Origin of the sequence: Aegicerativicinus sediminis, from assembly GCF_015476115.1 — a bacterium.
GTDB classification, from domain to species: Bacteria; Bacteroidota; Bacteroidia; order Flavobacteriales; family Flavobacteriaceae; genus Aegicerativicinus; species Aegicerativicinus sediminis.
In genome coordinates this window covers 1,534,657-1,550,907 of record NZ_CP064295.1, presented here as the reverse complement: position 1 = coordinate 1,550,907, position 16,251 = coordinate 1,534,657, and the positions used below count along the sequence as shown (strand labels likewise).

Annotated in this window: 20 protein-coding genes; 11 read left to right on the top strand and 9 right to left on the bottom strand. The window is 40.3% G+C overall.

Annotation, left to right across the window (positions count from 1 at the left end; genetic code table 11):
* Window positions 1-69 precede the first annotated feature (69 nt).
* The 3 genes from ISU00_RS06735 to ISU00_RS06725 all read right to left on the bottom strand — a co-directional run bounded on the left by ISU00_RS06735 (window position 70) and on the right by ISU00_RS06725 (window position 2,513).
* A complete protein-coding gene (locus tag ISU00_RS06735; RefSeq protein ID WP_228853286.1) occupies window positions 70-708 on the bottom strand; it encodes a histidine phosphatase family protein in 639 nt (212 codons plus the stop codon).
* Between the two features lie 169 nt (window positions 709-877).
* Complete coding sequence (locus ISU00_RS06730) at window positions 878-1,525, bottom strand: toxin-antitoxin system YwqK family antitoxin (RefSeq protein WP_228853285.1); 648 nt, start codon at window positions 1,523-1,525, stop codon at window positions 878-880.
* A gap of 160 nt (window positions 1,526-1,685) precedes the next feature.
* Complete coding sequence (locus tag ISU00_RS06725; protein ID WP_228853284.1) at window positions 1,686-2,513, bottom strand: hypothetical protein; 828 nt, start codon at window positions 2,511-2,513, stop codon at window positions 1,686-1,688.
* Window positions 2,514-3,119: 606 nt separating this feature from the next.
* On the opposite strand from ISU00_RS06725, the gene ISU00_RS06720 reads away from it, so the two are divergent.
* Window positions 3,120-5,324, top strand: coding sequence for a TonB-dependent receptor (locus ISU00_RS06720; protein WP_228853283.1), 2,205 nt, complete (start codon window positions 3,120-3,122; stop codon window positions 5,322-5,324).
* 251 nt (window positions 5,325-5,575) lie between these two features.
* On the opposite strand, the gene ISU00_RS06715 is transcribed toward ISU00_RS06720, so the two are convergent.
* The 6 genes from ISU00_RS06715 to ISU00_RS06690 all read right to left on the bottom strand — a co-directional run bounded on the left by ISU00_RS06715 (window position 5,576) and on the right by ISU00_RS06690 (window position 8,950).
* Window positions 5,576-5,812, bottom strand: coding sequence for a hypothetical protein (locus tag ISU00_RS06715; protein WP_228853282.1), 237 nt, complete (start codon window positions 5,810-5,812; stop codon window positions 5,576-5,578).
* Window positions 5,799-6,149, bottom strand: a complete 351-nt coding sequence (locus tag ISU00_RS06710) for a hypothetical protein (protein ID WP_228853281.1) — start codon at window positions 6,147-6,149, stop codon at window positions 5,799-5,801. Before ISU00_RS06710 ends, ISU00_RS06715 begins: the two co-directional genes overlap by 14 nt.
* On the bottom strand, window positions 6,149-6,991 hold the full coding sequence (locus tag ISU00_RS06705; RefSeq protein WP_228853280.1) for a hypothetical protein: 843 nt from the start codon (window positions 6,989-6,991) through the stop codon (window positions 6,149-6,151). Before ISU00_RS06705 ends, ISU00_RS06710 begins: the two co-directional genes overlap by 1 nt.
* A gap of 3 nt (window positions 6,992-6,994) precedes the next feature.
* A complete protein-coding gene (locus tag ISU00_RS06700) occupies window positions 6,995-7,618 on the bottom strand; it encodes a DUF4468 domain-containing protein (RefSeq protein WP_228853279.1) in 624 nt (207 codons plus the stop codon).
* Entirely contained in the window at window positions 7,615-8,067 is a 453-nt protein-coding gene (locus tag ISU00_RS06695) for a hypothetical protein (RefSeq protein WP_228853278.1), read from the bottom strand. The genes ISU00_RS06700 and ISU00_RS06695 overlap by 4 nt, the downstream gene beginning before the upstream one ends.
* A gap of 154 nt (window positions 8,068-8,221) precedes the next feature.
* The gene (locus tag ISU00_RS06690) at window positions 8,222-8,950 is read right to left on the bottom strand and encodes an XRE family transcriptional regulator (RefSeq protein ID WP_262892121.1); all 729 of its coding nucleotides are present in this window, start codon (window positions 8,948-8,950) and stop codon (window positions 8,222-8,224) included.
* Window positions 8,951-9,005: 55 nt separating this feature from the next.
* On the opposite strand from ISU00_RS06690, the gene ISU00_RS06685 reads away from it, so the two are divergent.
* The 10 genes from ISU00_RS06685 (at window position 9,006) to ISU00_RS06640 (ending at window position 16,221) form a co-directional block, all read left to right on the top strand.
* On the top strand, window positions 9,006-9,362 hold the full coding sequence (locus ISU00_RS06685) for a hypothetical protein (protein ID WP_228853276.1): 357 nt from the start codon (window positions 9,006-9,008) through the stop codon (window positions 9,360-9,362).
* A 10-nt stretch (window positions 9,363-9,372) separates the two neighbouring features.
* Window positions 9,373-9,633, top strand: a complete 261-nt coding sequence (locus tag ISU00_RS06680; RefSeq protein ID WP_228853275.1) for a hypothetical protein — start codon at window positions 9,373-9,375, stop codon at window positions 9,631-9,633.
* Between the two features lie 253 nt (window positions 9,634-9,886).
* Complete coding sequence (locus ISU00_RS06675; RefSeq protein ID WP_228853274.1) at window positions 9,887-10,123, top strand: hypothetical protein; 237 nt, start codon at window positions 9,887-9,889, stop codon at window positions 10,121-10,123.
* On the top strand, window positions 10,120-10,323 hold the full coding sequence (locus ISU00_RS06670) for a hypothetical protein (protein ID WP_228853273.1): 204 nt from the start codon (window positions 10,120-10,122) through the stop codon (window positions 10,321-10,323). Before ISU00_RS06675 ends, ISU00_RS06670 begins: the two co-directional genes overlap by 4 nt.
* 79 nt (window positions 10,324-10,402) lie before the next feature.
* Entirely contained in the window at window positions 10,403-10,546 is a 144-nt protein-coding gene (locus ISU00_RS06665) for a hypothetical protein (protein WP_228853272.1), read from the top strand.
* A gap of 319 nt (window positions 10,547-10,865) precedes the next feature.
* Window positions 10,866-11,585, top strand: coding sequence for a hypothetical protein (locus ISU00_RS06660; protein ID WP_228853271.1), 720 nt, complete (start codon window positions 10,866-10,868; stop codon window positions 11,583-11,585).
* Complete coding sequence (locus ISU00_RS06655) at window positions 11,585-12,013, top strand: hypothetical protein (RefSeq protein ID WP_228853270.1); 429 nt, start codon at window positions 11,585-11,587, stop codon at window positions 12,011-12,013. Before ISU00_RS06660 ends, ISU00_RS06655 begins: the two co-directional genes overlap by 1 nt.
* Before the next feature lie 38 nt (window positions 12,014-12,051).
* Window positions 12,052-14,409, top strand: a complete 2,358-nt coding sequence (locus ISU00_RS06650; protein WP_228853269.1) for a BT4734/BF3469 family protein — start codon at window positions 12,052-12,054, stop codon at window positions 14,407-14,409.
* 203 nt (window positions 14,410-14,612) lie between these two features.
* A complete protein-coding gene (locus tag ISU00_RS06645) occupies window positions 14,613-14,981 on the top strand; it encodes a helix-turn-helix domain-containing protein (protein ID WP_228853268.1) in 369 nt (122 codons plus the stop codon).
* A complete protein-coding gene (locus ISU00_RS06640) occupies window positions 14,974-16,221 on the top strand; it encodes a DEAD/DEAH box helicase (protein ID WP_228853267.1) in 1,248 nt (415 codons plus the stop codon). Before ISU00_RS06645 ends, ISU00_RS06640 begins: the two co-directional genes overlap by 8 nt.
* Window positions 16,222-16,251 lie beyond the last annotated feature (30 nt).

Here is a 16,251-nt window from a genome sequence, read left to right as displayed (position 1 = left end):
TTAACAAAAGATTTTCATCTCAGTTAGGCCTAATTTTAACGCTTTAAAATATTAGGAAGTTCTTCTATTCTACCTAGCCCAAATATTAACGGATAAATGTTTATGTCCACCATTGTTTACCAACCTATAACCCAATCTTTTTAAAAATCGGCTCACAAAAAAGTTATGAAAACCATGAGCAACTATAATGAGAACTTTTTCTTTTTGAGCTAAAGCGTCCAAATAGTTAGCATTCCCTTTTAGCCGTTTCCAGGCTTCTTTTGGAAGTTCTATATATTTCATCTTTCCTGTTAACCAGGCTATCCGGGATAAGGCGGTATGGATTTTATAGGGCATTTTAAAGGGTAGTTTAAGGTTCTGCCGATCTAACTCCCTGAAACGCGCATCTTCCTCAAGCTTAAAAAGTTCGGGCGGAAAAAGTTTCATTGCCGTTTCCTTTGAACGTTGAAGATCGCTATGATAGATAGGCACATCGGTAAGTTCTTCAGTGCAAATTGGCGACCTAAAATCAGCATAAACGCTGCTATTTCTATACTCTGTTAAATGCCGTTCGGCATCCTCGAATGTTACAAAGGATTTGGGAGAAATTATGGGCCTTGCATGCCTGATAAGAATAATCTGAGTTATGGCTGTGGTCGTGCATATCTTAAGGCAATCTTGATCTGATTGATTTTTATAGAATGTTTTAAGCTCTTTTATCCCTTTCATTTTGAAATAGGTCCAAATCTCATGCAACCTACAAAAAAGTCCAGTTGAAAAAATAAAAAAAGCCTTACATCTCTACAAGGCGTTTTTTTTCACAACAATTATTTAGTAAGTCACACTATAATTAAAAAGTATCTTGTACCCAAAATAGATTATCCTGATTGTATTAGTTTCATTTTAGGACTCCCATCACCCAATTTTCTTCTTTATCTAGAGTGCCATCTTTATTATAATAGGTATACTTTCCGTTTTTTATACCATTGATAAAATGAGCTTCCTTCATTATTTGACCATCCTCATACCACTCTCTAGCAAGACCATTTGGCTGTCCATTTTTAAAAACGACTTCACGCTCCATTTTTCCATTAGGATACCAATCTCTATAAATACCTTCCGGATTACCTTTTAAAAAAGAGCATTGCTGTTTTAATTGACCATTTTCATGCCATTCCCTGTTTAAACCGGTTAATTGACCCTCATCAAAAAACTGATCACTTTTTAATTGGCCATTTTCAAACCAAAATCTACTTCTGGTATCAGGCTTACCCATGTTAAAACTTTGTTCCACCTTTTGCTGGCCATTTTCATACCATGTTCTAGCTAAACCGTGAAGTCGACCTTTACTATAATTTGCTTCTTCCAATATTTTTTTGCCGTTAACATTATAACCGATCACTTTGCCTGTAATCAGTGTCGAATCCAATTTCTTATAGACCAAATCTTCCAACATCATTACTTCCTCTTTTTTGTAGACCTGCTCTTCTTGCCCTGCACAAAAAATTGTAAAAGTAAAGACCAAGAGTATCAATATATGTCTCATACTTTATTATTTTAATTTATGATAATTATACATTTGGAAATAACTTTATTTACCATTAAAATATCCTCTGGGAGATTTTATATTCAAAATTTGGTCTGTTAGGGTACGTTTGAATCAAGAACTCTAGGCAATTACTGATGTGTTATTAATTGAACCACAATCAATTCGTGTTATAATGATTATCTATGATTTTTGATACCATATTAAAATTTGCCAAATCGAAATAATGCCCCAGATTAACTCCTAAATTAATAGAGGCTTTCACATAATTCTTTTGTAATTCTTTATTATTAAATGGCATACTTATATATTTTGTCTTGTTGCCATTGTTATTCAATTTTGCGATGGTAATTAATACTGCTTTTACCTTATTGGTATCCCTCTTTACAAATAATTGATAATCGTAGCTGTATTTCTCGTCAAAAATTTCTGTTTGAAAAGGTTTTAATTCATACCCATCTAATAATTTACTGGGGTTGTCTAATGAATATTGTTCGGTTAGAAAGGCAAATTCTTCCTTCGTGGTTTTTATATTGCTATTGTTAGCATTAAATTTTTGTTGGATATGGTTGGAGATAATAGAATGTGCAAACCATGTTAGCATTCCGTGCATTGAAATTCCCAATTTTCCATAGGAGTCTATAAATTTCTTAAATAGAGCATCGTTATTTATTGGCAAACACAAGTATCTAACCTTATCATCATTTTCCTTTTCTTTTGAAATAACGAATAAAACAGCTTTTACATTTTTGGTCCCCAATTCTATAAGTAGCTTAGATTCACAATGAAATTTTTCGTATTCAAAAATTCCAAAGGATTCCAAAATATAACCGTCCAGTAATTCAAAATTGTTTTCTTTAGTATAAGCTTCTGTTAGGAAATTGTATTCGTCAACAGTGGTCTTAACATCACTCTTCTTAATAGAATTTTGGGAATTCAGAGTTAAAGGTAAAAACGATACTAACAGGTATACAATTCCGTTTTTCATAAAATTAGAATTAACAAAAGTTCTTTAAACCCAAGGGTATTATTAAAATATATGCGCTAAAAAAAATAATTGATCAGGGGGAAAGTATTGCGGTCAGTTGTAAAATTGATCACTGCCAATAAATGAAGATATGAAATAAATAACGTATTAGGACACATATGAGATTTAATAAATTTTAAACATGGAAATCTAAGTAAGCAAAGCAGGATATGGATAAAAATTAAATGAACCAGATGGAAAGATTGTCAAGATGTGTAAAAATTATCCAAAAAAAGCCTTACATCTCTGTAAGGCTTTCCTTCTATTTTGTTCCCAGCCGGGTTCAAATTAAGGATCCTATGAATTTGTTGGTTAGTAACCTAAGAAAACAAATAGCGTATAGATTTCCTATTATATATCTTAAACTCGGTTAACTTCCATGACCTATGTGCTTCAAGTTAGGTAACATTTCATCTCCTTAGACACTTTTCTAAGCCAATTTTTCCGATCTGAATTGTGAATCAATACCGATTCAAATCATAAAATTTCTTCACTTATCCGTAGTGTACCAGCTTCAAATCGCAAGTACGGTAAAAACTTATAGCTTTGCACTACAAACACCCATTTATGAATTTACAGTCCCAAGGGTTCAGTAATATTATTACAATCCTATTATTACTGTTTACTCTGCCTACATTAAGCATTAAGTTATACGCACAGAATTTCTTTGAAGCAAAGGTAGTGGACCATGAGACCGAAGAGCCCTTGACAGGTGTTAATGTGTTGTTTCAGGAATTAAACATAGGGGGAATTACAGATTCCTCAGGTTTAGTCGTTATCACTAATATTCCAGATGGCAAATACAAGGTACAACTAAGCTTTTTAGGATATGAAACCATACGAACCACTATAAGCTTTCCGCCCACTGCGGTTAAGTTTCCCATGCTATTCGAAATGCATCCATCCCATGAAGAAATGGAAACGGTAGTCATACGTTCCACCAGAAGCAGCAGAAGCATTGCCGACATTGCTACACGGGTAGAGTTTATTGCCGGCGAAGAACTTTCGGAAAAAGGCAATATGAAGCCTGGCGACATACGCATGTTACTTAATGAAAGTACAGGGATACAGACACAACAGACTTCGGCAACCAGTTATAACTCCAGTATCCGTATACAAGGGCTGGATGGCAAATACACCCAATTGTTGCGCGACGGAATGCCGCTTTATTCTGGATTCTCTGGAGGGCTTAGTCTTATGCAAATAGCGCCTCTTGATCTCAAGCAGGTGGAAGTTATTAAAGGAGCCTCCTCAACACTCTATGGTGGGGGAGCCATTGCTGGTTTAGTTAACTTAATTACCAAGACACCAGAAGAAGAACCTGAACTAAGTTTTATGTTGAATGGTACCTCTGCATTGGGGCTAGATGCCAGTGGGTTTTATGCTGAACGCTATGGTATAGTAGGTATTACCGTATTCGGATCATACAATCTCGGGAGCCCATACGACCCTGCGGATATAGGACTTACTGCCATCCCCAAATTTGATCGGTTTACCCTCAATCCAAAACTGTTCCTATACCTAGGGGAAGCCACTGAACTAAACTTTGGCGTAAACTTTGTAACCGAAGACCGTCTCGGGGGAAATTTGGATTATGTAAAGGACAAAGAGGTGATAGATCCATATTTCGAGCGTAATAAAACCGAAAGGATCTTCACCCAATTTCAAATTGAACATGATTTAAGCGATGCTACGATCCTCACTTTGAAAAACAGTATTAACAGTTTCGATCGCCAACTTCTAATTCCTGATTATGGCTTTTCAGGCAAACAGTTGTCTTCCTTTTCGGAAGCCAACCTTGTGTTGCAAAATGGAGATATGGAATGGATTATGGGGCTCAACCTCTGGACTGATCGCTTTGAGCAAGACCATATTTCTGATGAAAACGACTTGTCTTATTCCGAGAACACTTTGGGAGGTTTTGTACAGAACAACTGGACCATAAGCCCCAAATGGACTTTGGAGAGCGGATTTCGTCTTGATTACCAAAACCAGTATGGCACCTTCGCACTACCTCGAATTTTTTTGATGTTTAGACCCGCTGACGATCTAACCTTGAGGATTGGAGGAGGAATGGGCTATAAAACGCCAACTGTTTTTAATGAAGATGCGGAACGGCTCCAATTTCAAAATATAGAACCGATCGATCCTGATGCTTATGAAGCAGAGAGGTCCATAGGCGCCAATTTTGATGTTAATTATCGACTGAACATTACAGAAGAGCTTAACCTAAGTACCAACCTTTTATTGTTCTACACTAAGATTGATGACCCACTTTTATTACAAGCAGAGAACGATAGATACATCTTCCAACAGCCTAATGGTTTGGTGGATACAAAAGGTATTGAAACCAACCTGAGATTCAGTTATCATGATTTTAAGCTGTTTGTGGGATATACCTATGCTGATGTCCAACAGCATTATAACGGTGAGGTTAGCAAATTCCCATTGGTCGCGAAACATCGTTTGAACAATGTACTTATGTATGAGAAACACGATAATTTCTGGGTGGGCTTAGAGGCATATTATTTTAGTCCACAGCAATTGGGAGATGGAGAAACTGGACAGGCTTATTGGATTACTGGTTTTATGACCGAAAAAAAACTAGGGGAACATTTTTCGGTTTTCTTAAACCTGGAAAATTTTCTCGATACGCGACAAACGGCATTTGATACTATCTATACAGGTGACTTAAGCGATCCCCAATTTCGTGACATTTATGCTCCGGTTGACGGCTTTGTGGTCAATGGTGGATTTAAATGGAAGCTCTAGACAATAGCACGGCTGAAATAAAGAAAAATGATTTTATAAAAAAAGCCCTACATCTCTGTAAGGCTTTTTCTTTTGCTCCCCCTCTTGGGCTCGAACCAAGGACCCTTTGATTAACAGGGACCTCCCCTATAATTTTATCAACGTAAGTGTTTGGTTTTCAGTTATTGTCTTTGTTCAATTTTGCGGATTTTATCAAAGTCCCCAATTTGTATTAACGATTTTATTAACGGTAATTTTGAATTAAATAATGATCATTTTTCAACCTTAAAAAGACTATCAGTAATCCTTTTAAGTATTACCATATAACCTATGTCAGCTCCTCCAGCAACAACGGTCTTTTCCCAATCAAAACCTTTAACCAGCATGTAGATAAATGCTACATTTACAGCTATAAATATCGAAAGTGTTACAATTAGCAGCACCCATTGCATCATAATATGATTTACAATATTTACAGTTCCTCTAACTGGCTTATCAACTTCGCCCATTACCATAAATGTATTTATAGATTGGATATATACGGAGATCCTCTTTTTTGAAAGTACTTTTTTTGCCTTCCATCTCACAGAGGTCACAGGTTATTGTTTCCGGAATTTCTTCCTGGGAATTGTATGTAGCTACTATCCTGCCATCATCTTCGTTACCACATTCCACTGCAAATCGTTTCTCAAAATATCCCTGTCTTACCGCGGTATTACAGATTAATTTGGCTATGGTTGTGTTCGTGCCTAAAAGGGCGCGTATATTCTCAAGGTAGATTCTATCCGGGTTCAATTGGCTTATTGCTTTTTCAAGCTTGGATGGATTGAATATTGTCGGTAACATCAATTTTTGGATAATAGATGGTTTAAAAATTTTTCATGGTGGTCCTCTACATCTGGATAAACCGGAAATTGTATGGTCCCCATTGAAGGATCTGCATAAAAATGATTTATTGGATAGTTGTTATTCAATACTTTAAAGGTAGTTTTTCTCAACGGCATTTTCAGCAACTCTAAATATCTATTTGGATATTTATCTTTGTAAAGTAAATTTTCGTCCATCCTGGTAACACCTTCAGACCAGTCTTCTTTAAACGTAACCTGCCTTGCATCAATTGTATCGTCTTCCCATAATTGCTTGACAGCTTTATTAATATCCAGCTTTAGCATCACGGATCTTGTCGAGGTTTCAAAAGCAGATAAAATAGCTTTGTCAGAGTTTACAGTTCGCATAGGTGCAATTTCTTCATCTACATAAGCCTTTATGTTCCTTGAAAAAGTATTTGTGATAAGTTGGATTTTTCGGCCACTCACCTTAATACAGAAAGGAACTGCAAATATCATTGATTTTGGCTGCCTATCTCCTACCTCGATATACAATTCTTCAACATTATAGAGATAATATCCTGTAAATGTGCGTCTAGTTGAAGTAGTTTTTAATTCAGTAACATTCGGATCCTGAAAATTAAACCCTGTTATTACACTATTGCTTTCATAAAGGAATACATGCTTGTGTAGATATCCAAAGTTGTCAACTATAAAATCATGGGTTTGTTGGATGGTGTTCCCATCAGCCAAATTATTGCTGTTTTCTTCTTTAGTATCATTTTCATCTCCTGAGCTACTTAATATAGAAGCGGGAAAGGCTTGGAGAGTCCTGGAAAGGATTTGTTTAGGAGTATTCATATTTTACCAATCATCTTTTTTGGATCCGGCGGCGCTTTTGATATTTGCAGCGAAAGAGTCTGCGGTTTTTTTAAGCTCTTTCGCAGTTTGCCTGTTGTACTCTTGAGCGTCTGGCCAATATTTATCTGAAAATTTCTTTGAATCAATTGACTTCATTGCCATTTTTTCGGTGCCGCCTGCTGCAATTGTAGTCTGGATAAACTGTTTCTTATAGTCTTCAACGGTATAGACATCAGGATTTATTGTTGGAACCTTAACAGTAGGATATTGCGGTGAAACAGTGAAATTTGCATCAAGATCGTACATTTCCAGCTTATACCTACCTTCTTTAAATGCTATATCAAGGGTGAAATCTACTTTCACCTCGCCCTTATTTTGGATGGATGTAAGCCCTTTAACGATAATCTGGTCTTTCGAATCCATTTTAATGACATTGTTGGCATCGTTAAAATTTACGGCTATCCATTTTTTTACGGAGTTGTATAGCTGTTCCTGGGATTTGCCCTCCAATTCGAAAACTTCCCTATAATGGAAGCTGCCATTATCATCATAATATTGTTGCGCCAGGGAAATACCTGAATACAAAAAAATCATAACAATAACCGGTGTTAGTATTAATGTTTTCATCTTTTACCGAAAAGTTTTTGGGTTTGCTTTTTAGTCAGCCATTGTGAAAAACCAATGACGGAGCCATCATTAGTAACAGAATGGCCAAACCTGAAATTAACCACCCCGAGAGCTTTTGTAAATCCAAGCCATAAATATCCCTCCGGTAGTTCAATCATTATGTCATCGGCTGGAGGATTGTCGAATCCATCCATGATTATTTTATATAGTTCTTCAAATGCGTTGTCAACATCCTTGAATGAAAAGGACTTGAATTCTTTTATTTGTGTGAACTTTACATCCTGGTACAAAAAATTATAGGTGTCCCCAGATTTCTCTATTTTGATACTAAGAGAACCCATTGGAGCTATTTTACCGATTTCTTCAGAAGAAGGTTGATCTACTCTCTTGATCTGGGCATTTGTGGTTGTTAGACATAATAAACCCAGAGCAAATAATAATTTTCTCATTTTAAAAGATTAACATTAAACAATATGTTTTAGGGAGAACAATTGTTATTTGTTTATGCCCGGAGGAAAGAACAATGCCTCAAGACAATGGAAATTATAAATTATAAGTCGCAGCCACATTGGGCGTTTTTTTCTACTTTTTTTAGCATACATCTCAAAAAGTCCGTTTTATCACCTTCCAGATCGAGTGCACATCGTTCAGCTCCAGCTCGAAGTCATGGTATTCCGGTGATGGGTTCCTGGATTGGCAGATAATTGTACCGTTGCCATCCGGGCCTTTTATATCCTTATGCATGATCCCGGAACTGGAAACTATGATCCAGCCGTACTCGCAGTCACGGAAACCATCCTTCCAGTGGTGGCGCTGCAATTCCCGGCCAAGTACTTCCGCACCGTCAGGGGTATCGTTGATCCCTCCCCCGTTCATGCTGTCGTTCCCCACGGTAAAGGCTACATATTTTCCCTTCCCTGGGTGGTCAACCGTGAAATAAGTTGTTGAGAATGATCTATGCAGTTCATACTCATCCGAAAAAACTTCTATAAAGGAGGCATAAGCCCGATATGGTACCTTCGGGACCTTCACCCTCCATTTACCATTCGGGAGCTCCTCGTAATTTAGTCCGTTTTTGTTCTTGATGAAACCTAATGGATCTTTTACCGAGATATCATTAGGAGATTCGCCTTCAGTCCTAATAATTGGAAATTTTCCCTGTTCGATTCGATCATTAAAAAATTTTACCAATATTGGGATCTTCGTAGAGGGTATCTTGCCGCCATTCTCATAATTATAGATGGTATTTTTACTCATTCCTATAAGTTTACCCATCTCTTCTTGGGTTAATCCCAAAGATTCGCGTTTCCTTTTAATCTCTTTCCCGTTCAAAATCAATTAATTGTGATAACAAATTCCAAATAATTGTATTTTTAATCAAAATATTGTGATTATTATTTGGTATAATCCCAATATTGGGATATATTTGTATCATAGTTACAATAAAAGTACAAAAATTATGGACTCAGCAACTTTTAATCGACGAAACACAGAAAAGCCACAGCCAACGACTGGCGTGGTATCCGTAAACGGCCAACAGTACACCTGGAGCTACCGTGAATGGAAGACTTGGTCCGGTAAGCCTGCAAGCGGCTATTCGGTAAAAATGGAGAACGGCCAGGTTGCCGCCCAAACCTTCGACCAGATAGTGCCCAACATCAAGTATTTCTTGAGAGAACGTGAAATCCAAAAAAATTTGGATTTGAGCAGCGAGTATAGAAAAGGCGTGTATAACGGAGATTAATACTTAGACCATGGCTACACTAGAAAATTTACTTGAAAAATTGGAGAGCAATAACGCTGCGGTTCAAAGTCTTGAAAACAGTATAGCAACTGTGGAGTACTCAAAATTTTACAGTGTCTTCTCCAATGAATATGAAAGGCAAAAGGAAATCAAAAGATTTACCGCTATCAAGAACCGCGTGCTTAGAATGAGACTGGGGATACTCTCAAAAATTGCCGATAGGACCAATAAAGAAATCAATAAAACCGAATTGCTATGCCAACCAAAGTAATGCAGAGGGATACCAAGATCTCTCAGATGTTAGAAGCCCAGTTCAACAACCGCGGCAACGACATAGACGGAATGCGGAGCGATATCGAGACCGCTCGAAAATATGGCCTCCACTGGTTGGCCGATAAAATGGAAAACGAATTATTGAATTGATAAATAGCTGAGTCTGGAGCCGGTAGTAGGTAAGTTTATTAGTAGAATTTGGGTTTTAATTAATTGATCAAACCCGGCTCCTTTCTTTAAAAAACCAACGAATGCACAACAAAGAATTAACCGATAGGATCGTAAAGGCCTGGGAGAACACACCAAATGTCATCAAGGGCGAGATCGTGGAGAAATGTGGTATGAACATCCAGAACTTCCATGACGTGATGCGTAACGGACGCAGGGATGCAGAAAGGCTCCAGTCCATACTCGACACCATCAAAGAGGTGAACAACCGACACGTGGAGGAGGTCGAACGGTCCAATACCGAAATACAGCAGATATGAGTGAGGCCAAGAGCTCCATAGAGAAACGGATCGACCAGCTCGAGGCAATGGCCGACAAGATAAAGATTACTGTGGCAGGGTTGAGAACCGAACTGGCTGCCAGTGGTGCGGCAGCCGGTTCTGGCCACGGGTTTGACGAGAAACAGGAAAAGGTCTACCGGATCCTTGAAAGGCGGAAGCGACATAGATTGAAAAACTAACAAGTGCTTACAGGAGCACTTAGGGGAAATGCCGGGGGATCTGATACTCCCCCGGGCCCCAAAGTAAAATATTAAGATTATGGGGGGGGGTACAATACACTCAGACGGAAATCCAGGGCAACATCAGCCGACTAGAATCCAAAATGGAACAGCTGAAGCTCGAACGTACAGCGCTCAGCAAGAACATTACCAGTGTCCGGAAACAGATCGAATACTGGATTGAACTTGATAAATCACAATTGAAACTTTTCTAATGGAGATAATGAAAACATTCCTGGCAGCAGTAGCCTTCGCGATCATATTCGAGGTCATAATCCTGATGATTGCCCATTCCAACCGCTCACGCGAAAAGCAGATCAAAGATGGACAGGGAAAAAGATAATTATCAGATGGGCTACAAGCACGGCCTCTCATACGGGGCACTCAAATCTGCAGTAATAATCATCTGCTGCGAGATCATAGCCGTGCTTGCCTATACACTTCTATAACAAACAAGGAAGCGGATGCCTTGGTAATTCATCCGCAAGTATAAATATCCAAACATGGCACGATTAGAACGTCCAACATCAGAAAATTCAAACCCCGCTTACAGGTTCCTGGAGTGGAAATCAAACGAGAAATGTTTCTCCTATTACGACAAGGAGAAAAAAGAAAACGTCAATGTGGAGCTGCCCATCAAGGGGCTGTTCCTGGAACACTACCACACCGTAAAGGGGTGGCACGACAAATCCGAGAGTGGAATCTATTCCAATGAGGTCTACAGCATCGCCAACGAGGAAATTTCAGTGAAAGCTTTTAAAGGCGGTGAGATCGCATCCGGTATCTACAAGGATATCAAGGAGCGCATCAAGAATTCCGGAGGCCGTTACACACGCTCCATCTATTTGATGGACGAGGATGGCCACATCTTCAACCTACAGCTCAAGGGTGCAGCCGTTGGAGGCATCAAGAAAGAGAAGTCAATCGACAAGGAGGATGTGCCCGGTTATTCTGACTTCTACCGCGAAAACTCTCACCTTCTGGACAACCAATGGGTTGAGATCACCGAGGCCAAGGGAGGTAAGAGCGGAAGCGTGAAATATTCCATACCGCTTTTTGAGGTCGGAGAAGTGATCGACCGCGCAACGGATGAGCTGGCCAACAAAGCCGCAAAGACCCTGCAGGAATATATCGACGGCTATCGGGCCAAGAATATCGAGGTGAAGGAACCTGTTATGGCAGGCGACGACGAAGGAGGTTTAATTGACGAACTCGACCTGTAATGAGCAAGGATCTATTTTTCGATACACGGGCCGCCGAGGTTGCGGCCCTGATCGACAGGGTTGAGAGAGGCGAACGCAGGGCCTTGACAGCCTATGCCGAGATCAAGAGACATAAAGAGCTCTACACCGATGCAGAAAAAGAGGTATTCGATTATGCATTGGAAGAAGCTGGCCAATACAGCGATAACACATTTTCCGAAGACGGCTTCGAGTTTACAAAACGCTCCGGCGCTACCAGGTATTCCTTCAAACATATACCGGAATGGCAGGAGGCCAACGCCAAGGTAAAGGAGATCGAGGAGCGCTATAAGCAGGTTTACAAAACTGTAAGCAAAGGTGTGCTGGTCGCCAGCGCCGATGGTGAGGAAATGGTACTCCCGGAGGTCAGCCACAACAAAGATTCAATTTCAGTAAAGGAGAAATACTAGCCTTTACCAGACAATAACTCTAAATTCTTTATCCCTCGATGTACAACCCCGAAATATCGGCCTTCAAATCTATCTATAAAACCGATGTGCCCTACATAATACCGCTGAAGAAATCCTTTGACCGTATCCGAGCGGGTAAGTCAAAGGATCTCATTGAGCGGATCCGTAAAGGCGACAAAGAGCTGAAAAAGGAACTTGTGTCAGTGGTCTATGCCGGTGTCTTCTCAAAACGAAACGCAAAAGGACTGCGCAAACATTCAGGACTAATGGCCCTGGATTTCGACTCCTACCCATCAAGAAAGGCCATGGCCAGCCACATGGAGCTCCTTAAACAAAATCCGCATTTTATCGGGCTGTTCATCTCACCGTCGGGCAATGGGATAAAGGGGATCATCCGTGTATCGGACAAACTGGACAAGGAGACACACCCCAAAGTTTTCAAGGCCTTCCAAAAGAAATTCAAATACGATTACCTGGACATGAGCGGCTCCGATGTCAACCGTGTTTGCTTCGAGTCCTATGATCCGGATATCTATACCAACTATGAGGCTGAGATCTTCGACCCCGTTATACAGGATGAAGGCCACGAATATGCATCACGCCCAGCGCTTATGCCGCTTACCAATGAGGATTTGATAATTGAGCGGATCATGAACTGGAACTGGAAGCGAGACTTCGTGGAGGGGGAGCGCAACAATTTCATCTTCGACCTGGCAGGGGCATTCTGTGAATACGGTGTATCACAGACAACAGCCGAGGGTTATATCCTTAACAACATTGTTATAGGGTTTCCCGAACGCGAAGCCATAGCAACCATCAATTCGGCCTATAAGAAGCGTGCCTTCGACTCGAAATACTTCGAGGATTACAAACGTATCGACAGGATCCGTCTGGACATAAAAAACCTGCCAAAAAAAAACGTCGTTGAGAAGCACAACATTTCCGAGAAGGATTATGAGGAGATCAAGGAAACCGAGGATGTTGAGGACTTCTGGTTCCGTGACGAGCGCAACAATATCAAGATAGACCCATATAAATACAAACTGTTTTTGGAGCGTGAGCTCGGCTATAAAAAATACTTCCCGTCGGACAAAGCAAAGCCGATATATGTGCACATCAAATCCAATATAGTTAAAGAGGTGTCCATCGAGAAGATCAAGGATTCGGTGCTCAATTATCTGCTCTACAACGGCGAGATCGATGTCTGGAAGCGCTGCGTGAACTATGCCAACCTTTTCAGCGACAATTACCTCGATATGCTGGATGCCATCGACCTGGTGATGCTCCGGGATAAAAAGCATGAATCCTATATCGCCTTCAAGAATGGTATCGTCAGGATCACCAAGGATACGATAGAACTGACCGACTTCATGGATTTTGATGGTTATGTCTGGGAGAGCCATATCATCGATAGGAATTTCAAGCTGAAGGAGAAATATGAGAACGACTTCAAAACCTTCGTCGAGAATGTCAGCGACAAAAGCCCATTGCCGATTGAGTGTGTTATCGGATACCTGCTGTCAACCTATAAGAACAAGACCAACAATAAAGCCATCATCTTAAATGACGAAGTGATGAGTGAGAATCCCGAAGGCGGTACAGGAAAGGGACTCTTTGTCCAGGGGATCAAACAGATAAGGCGCGTATCGATATTGGATGGCAAGGCCTTCGACGACAAGAAATCATTTCCCTATCAGACCGTGTCACAGGATACCCATGTATTGGTGTTCGACGACGTGAAGAAGAATTTCGACTTCGAGAGCAAGTTCTCCCTGGTGACGGAGGGCATCACCATTGAGCGAAAGAATAAGGATGCCATCAAGCTCACGGTGGAAGAGTCTCCAAAAATGGCCATATCCACCAACTATGCGATCAAAGGCGAGGGTCATTCCCATAACCGGAGACGGCACGAGATCGAGTTCTCGCAGTACTACGGTAAGGATATCACGCCCTATGATGAATTCGGCCACCAGCTCTTTGACGACTGGGATGATAAACAGTACAACGCCTTCGACAATTATATGATCAGGTGCCTTCAGTCCTATCTAAAAGTAGGCCTTGTAAAACAGACAACCAAAAATCTTAAGCTCAGAAAATTCGTTGCCGAGACCTCCTATGAGTTCTATGAATGGATCCAGGATGACAGCAACTTCCCACTGAATGAAAGAAATACAAAGACTTTAAAATACAACCAATTCCTTGAGGAATATCAAGATTTTAAGAGATGGTTATCTAGGAAAAAATTTGCGATATGGGTTCAGAAATATGCAAAAATGATAGAAATGGAATATATCCAAGGAAACACAAACGGAGAGCGTTGGTTTATGTTGCAAGGTCAAGAACCTAATGATGTGAAAAATGAATTAAAAGATGAGATCGATGGCCTTACTTTTTAAAAATCCACAACACTTACAACACATTTATTCCCTCTCACTAGACCCCTATAAAATGATTCTTAAAAAATTAAGGGGGGGTGTATAATTATAAAACAAAGTGTTGCAAGTGTTGTGAATTAATATAATAAACTGATAAACAATAATTTATAAAGTACATTTTTTAATAAAAAAACAACACTTGCAACACTTCTAATAAAAAAGTGATGAACAAATTAAAGCATATAGCAAATATCATAGGTGAAGAATACGGAATTCCACCTTCGGATTATTTCATGGAAACCCGGAAAAGGGAATTTACCGAACCGCGACAGGTGTTCTACTACATCGCCAGGGAAACAACCGGCTTCTCATTTTCACGCCTGGCGGATTTTGCGGCATCATTCGGAAGGAGCAAGCCACACTCCCACTGCACCGTACTGCATAGCGTAAAACTTGTTGAGGGTGCAATTGCTATCTATCCAGAATATCGACACCGTGTATTTAATCTCATAACCAAAACAAAAGATTTCAGGTCGATCATTCCTGACCACATTGATCTGATCCATCTAACCATAACAGGAGGAAATGTTTAAACCAAGGCCATACCAGGTGGAGATATCCGATAAAGCAGCTTCCATTCTGAAAGCCCTGAAGATCGTGCTGCTCAATATTGAGGTACGTTGCGGAAAGACTTTCATATCCCTTATGACGGCCCAAAAACTCGGGTCTACAAAAGTCCTTTTTGTCACCAAGAAGAAAGCTATACATTCCATACAAGCGGATTACGACACGCTCTCCCCTGCTTACGCTATAACCATCATCAATTTCGAGTCGTTGCACAAGGTCTCCGACACCTACGACCTGATCATAATTGATGAGTCACACTCAATATCCGCCTATCCAAAACCATCAAAGCGGACAAAAGCTTTAAAAAATTTGGTAGGTGACACACCGCTTATACTTATGAGCGGGACCATTACCCCGGAGTCCTGGTCACAGATCTACCACCAATTCTGGATAAGCAACAACAGCCCGTTTAACGAATCGAATTTCTATGGATGGGCGCACACCTATGTCGATGTGAAAAAGCGCTATGTTGCCCATGGCAACCAGGTGAACGATTATTCGAGAGCAGACTACAGCCTTATCCGCCCGATCATCGATCCATATATGATCACCTTTACCCAAAGAGAAGCAGGATTCACTTCCACCATCAATGAACAAATCCACCAGGTGAAGATGAAACCTACAACCTATAAACTTGTGGAAACCTTAGAAAGTGACCTGGTCTATGTAGGCAAGCATAGCACCATCCTTGCCGATACACCAACAAAACTATTGTCGAAGATCCACCAGATTTATTCCGGGACCGTCATCTGTGAGGAAGGGAGATCAGCTGTGATCGACAACTCAAAAGGCATCTATATAAAGGAAGAGTTCAAAGGGATAAAGATCGCTATCTTCTATAAGTTCCAGAAAGAGCTGGAGCTCCTCCAGGATATTTTCAAAGACCAGCTTACCACCGACCTACAGGAATTCAACAGCACCCACAAGAATATTGCGCTCCAAATCGCATCCGGCCGTGAAGGTATAAGCCTAAAGGCTGCAGAGGCACTGGTCATGTACAACATCGACCATGCAGCTGTCAGCTACTGGCAGGCCAGGGATCGGATGTCAACTCAAGACAGATTAACCAATAACGTCCACTGGATATTTAGTAAAAATGGAATCGAGCACAACATCTATGAGACCGTCCTCAAGAAGAGGAATTTCACAACAAAACACTACGAGCAAACTAGAAAGAATGGAGCAGTTCTACGATTGGCTATATAACCGGGTGCAGAACATCCACCATATAAGCCC

Coding starts and splice junctions, on each gene's coding strand:
- ISU00_RS06735 (WP_228853286.1), bottom strand. CDS start 708: ATGAAAGGGATAAAAGAGCTTAAAACATTCTATAAAAATCAATCAGAT.
- ISU00_RS06730 (WP_228853285.1), bottom strand. CDS start 1,525: ATGAGACATATATTGATACTCTTGGTCTTTACTTTTACAATTTTTTGT.
- ISU00_RS06725 (WP_228853284.1), bottom strand. CDS start 2,513: ATGAAAAACGGAATTGTATACCTGTTAGTATCGTTTTTACCTTTAACT.
- ISU00_RS06720 (WP_228853283.1), top strand. CDS start 3,120: ATGAATTTACAGTCCCAAGGGTTCAGTAATATTATTACAATCCTATTA.
- ISU00_RS06715 (WP_228853282.1), bottom strand. CDS start 5,812: ATGGGCGAAGTTGATAAGCCAGTTAGAGGAACTGTAAATATTGTAAAT.
- ISU00_RS06710 (WP_228853281.1), bottom strand. CDS start 6,149: ATGTTACCGACAATATTCAATCCATCCAAGCTTGAAAAAGCAATAAGC.
- ISU00_RS06705 (WP_228853280.1), bottom strand. CDS start 6,991: ATGAATACTCCTAAACAAATCCTTTCCAGGACTCTCCAAGCCTTTCCC.
- ISU00_RS06700 (WP_228853279.1), bottom strand. CDS start 7,618: ATGAAAACATTAATACTAACACCGGTTATTGTTATGATTTTTTTGTAT.
- ISU00_RS06695 (WP_228853278.1), bottom strand. CDS start 8,067: ATGAGAAAATTATTATTTGCTCTGGGTTTATTATGTCTAACAACCACA.
- ISU00_RS06680 (WP_228853275.1), top strand. CDS start 9,373: ATGGCTACACTAGAAAATTTACTTGAAAAATTGGAGAGCAATAACGCT.
- ISU00_RS06675 (WP_228853274.1), top strand. CDS start 9,887: ATGCACAACAAAGAATTAACCGATAGGATCGTAAAGGCCTGGGAGAAC.
- ISU00_RS06670 (WP_228853273.1), top strand. CDS start 10,120: ATGAGTGAGGCCAAGAGCTCCATAGAGAAACGGATCGACCAGCTCGAG.
- ISU00_RS06665 (WP_228853272.1), top strand. CDS start 10,403: ATGGGGGGGGGTACAATACACTCAGACGGAAATCCAGGGCAACATCAG.
- ISU00_RS06660 (WP_228853271.1), top strand. CDS start 10,866: ATGGCACGATTAGAACGTCCAACATCAGAAAATTCAAACCCCGCTTAC.
- ISU00_RS06655 (WP_228853270.1), top strand. CDS start 11,585: ATGAGCAAGGATCTATTTTTCGATACACGGGCCGCCGAGGTTGCGGCC.
- ISU00_RS06650 (WP_228853269.1), top strand. CDS start 12,052: ATGTACAACCCCGAAATATCGGCCTTCAAATCTATCTATAAAACCGAT.
- ISU00_RS06645 (WP_228853268.1), top strand. CDS start 14,613: ATGAACAAATTAAAGCATATAGCAAATATCATAGGTGAAGAATACGGA.
- ISU00_RS06640 (WP_228853267.1), top strand. CDS start 14,974: ATGTTTAAACCAAGGCCATACCAGGTGGAGATATCCGATAAAGCAGCT.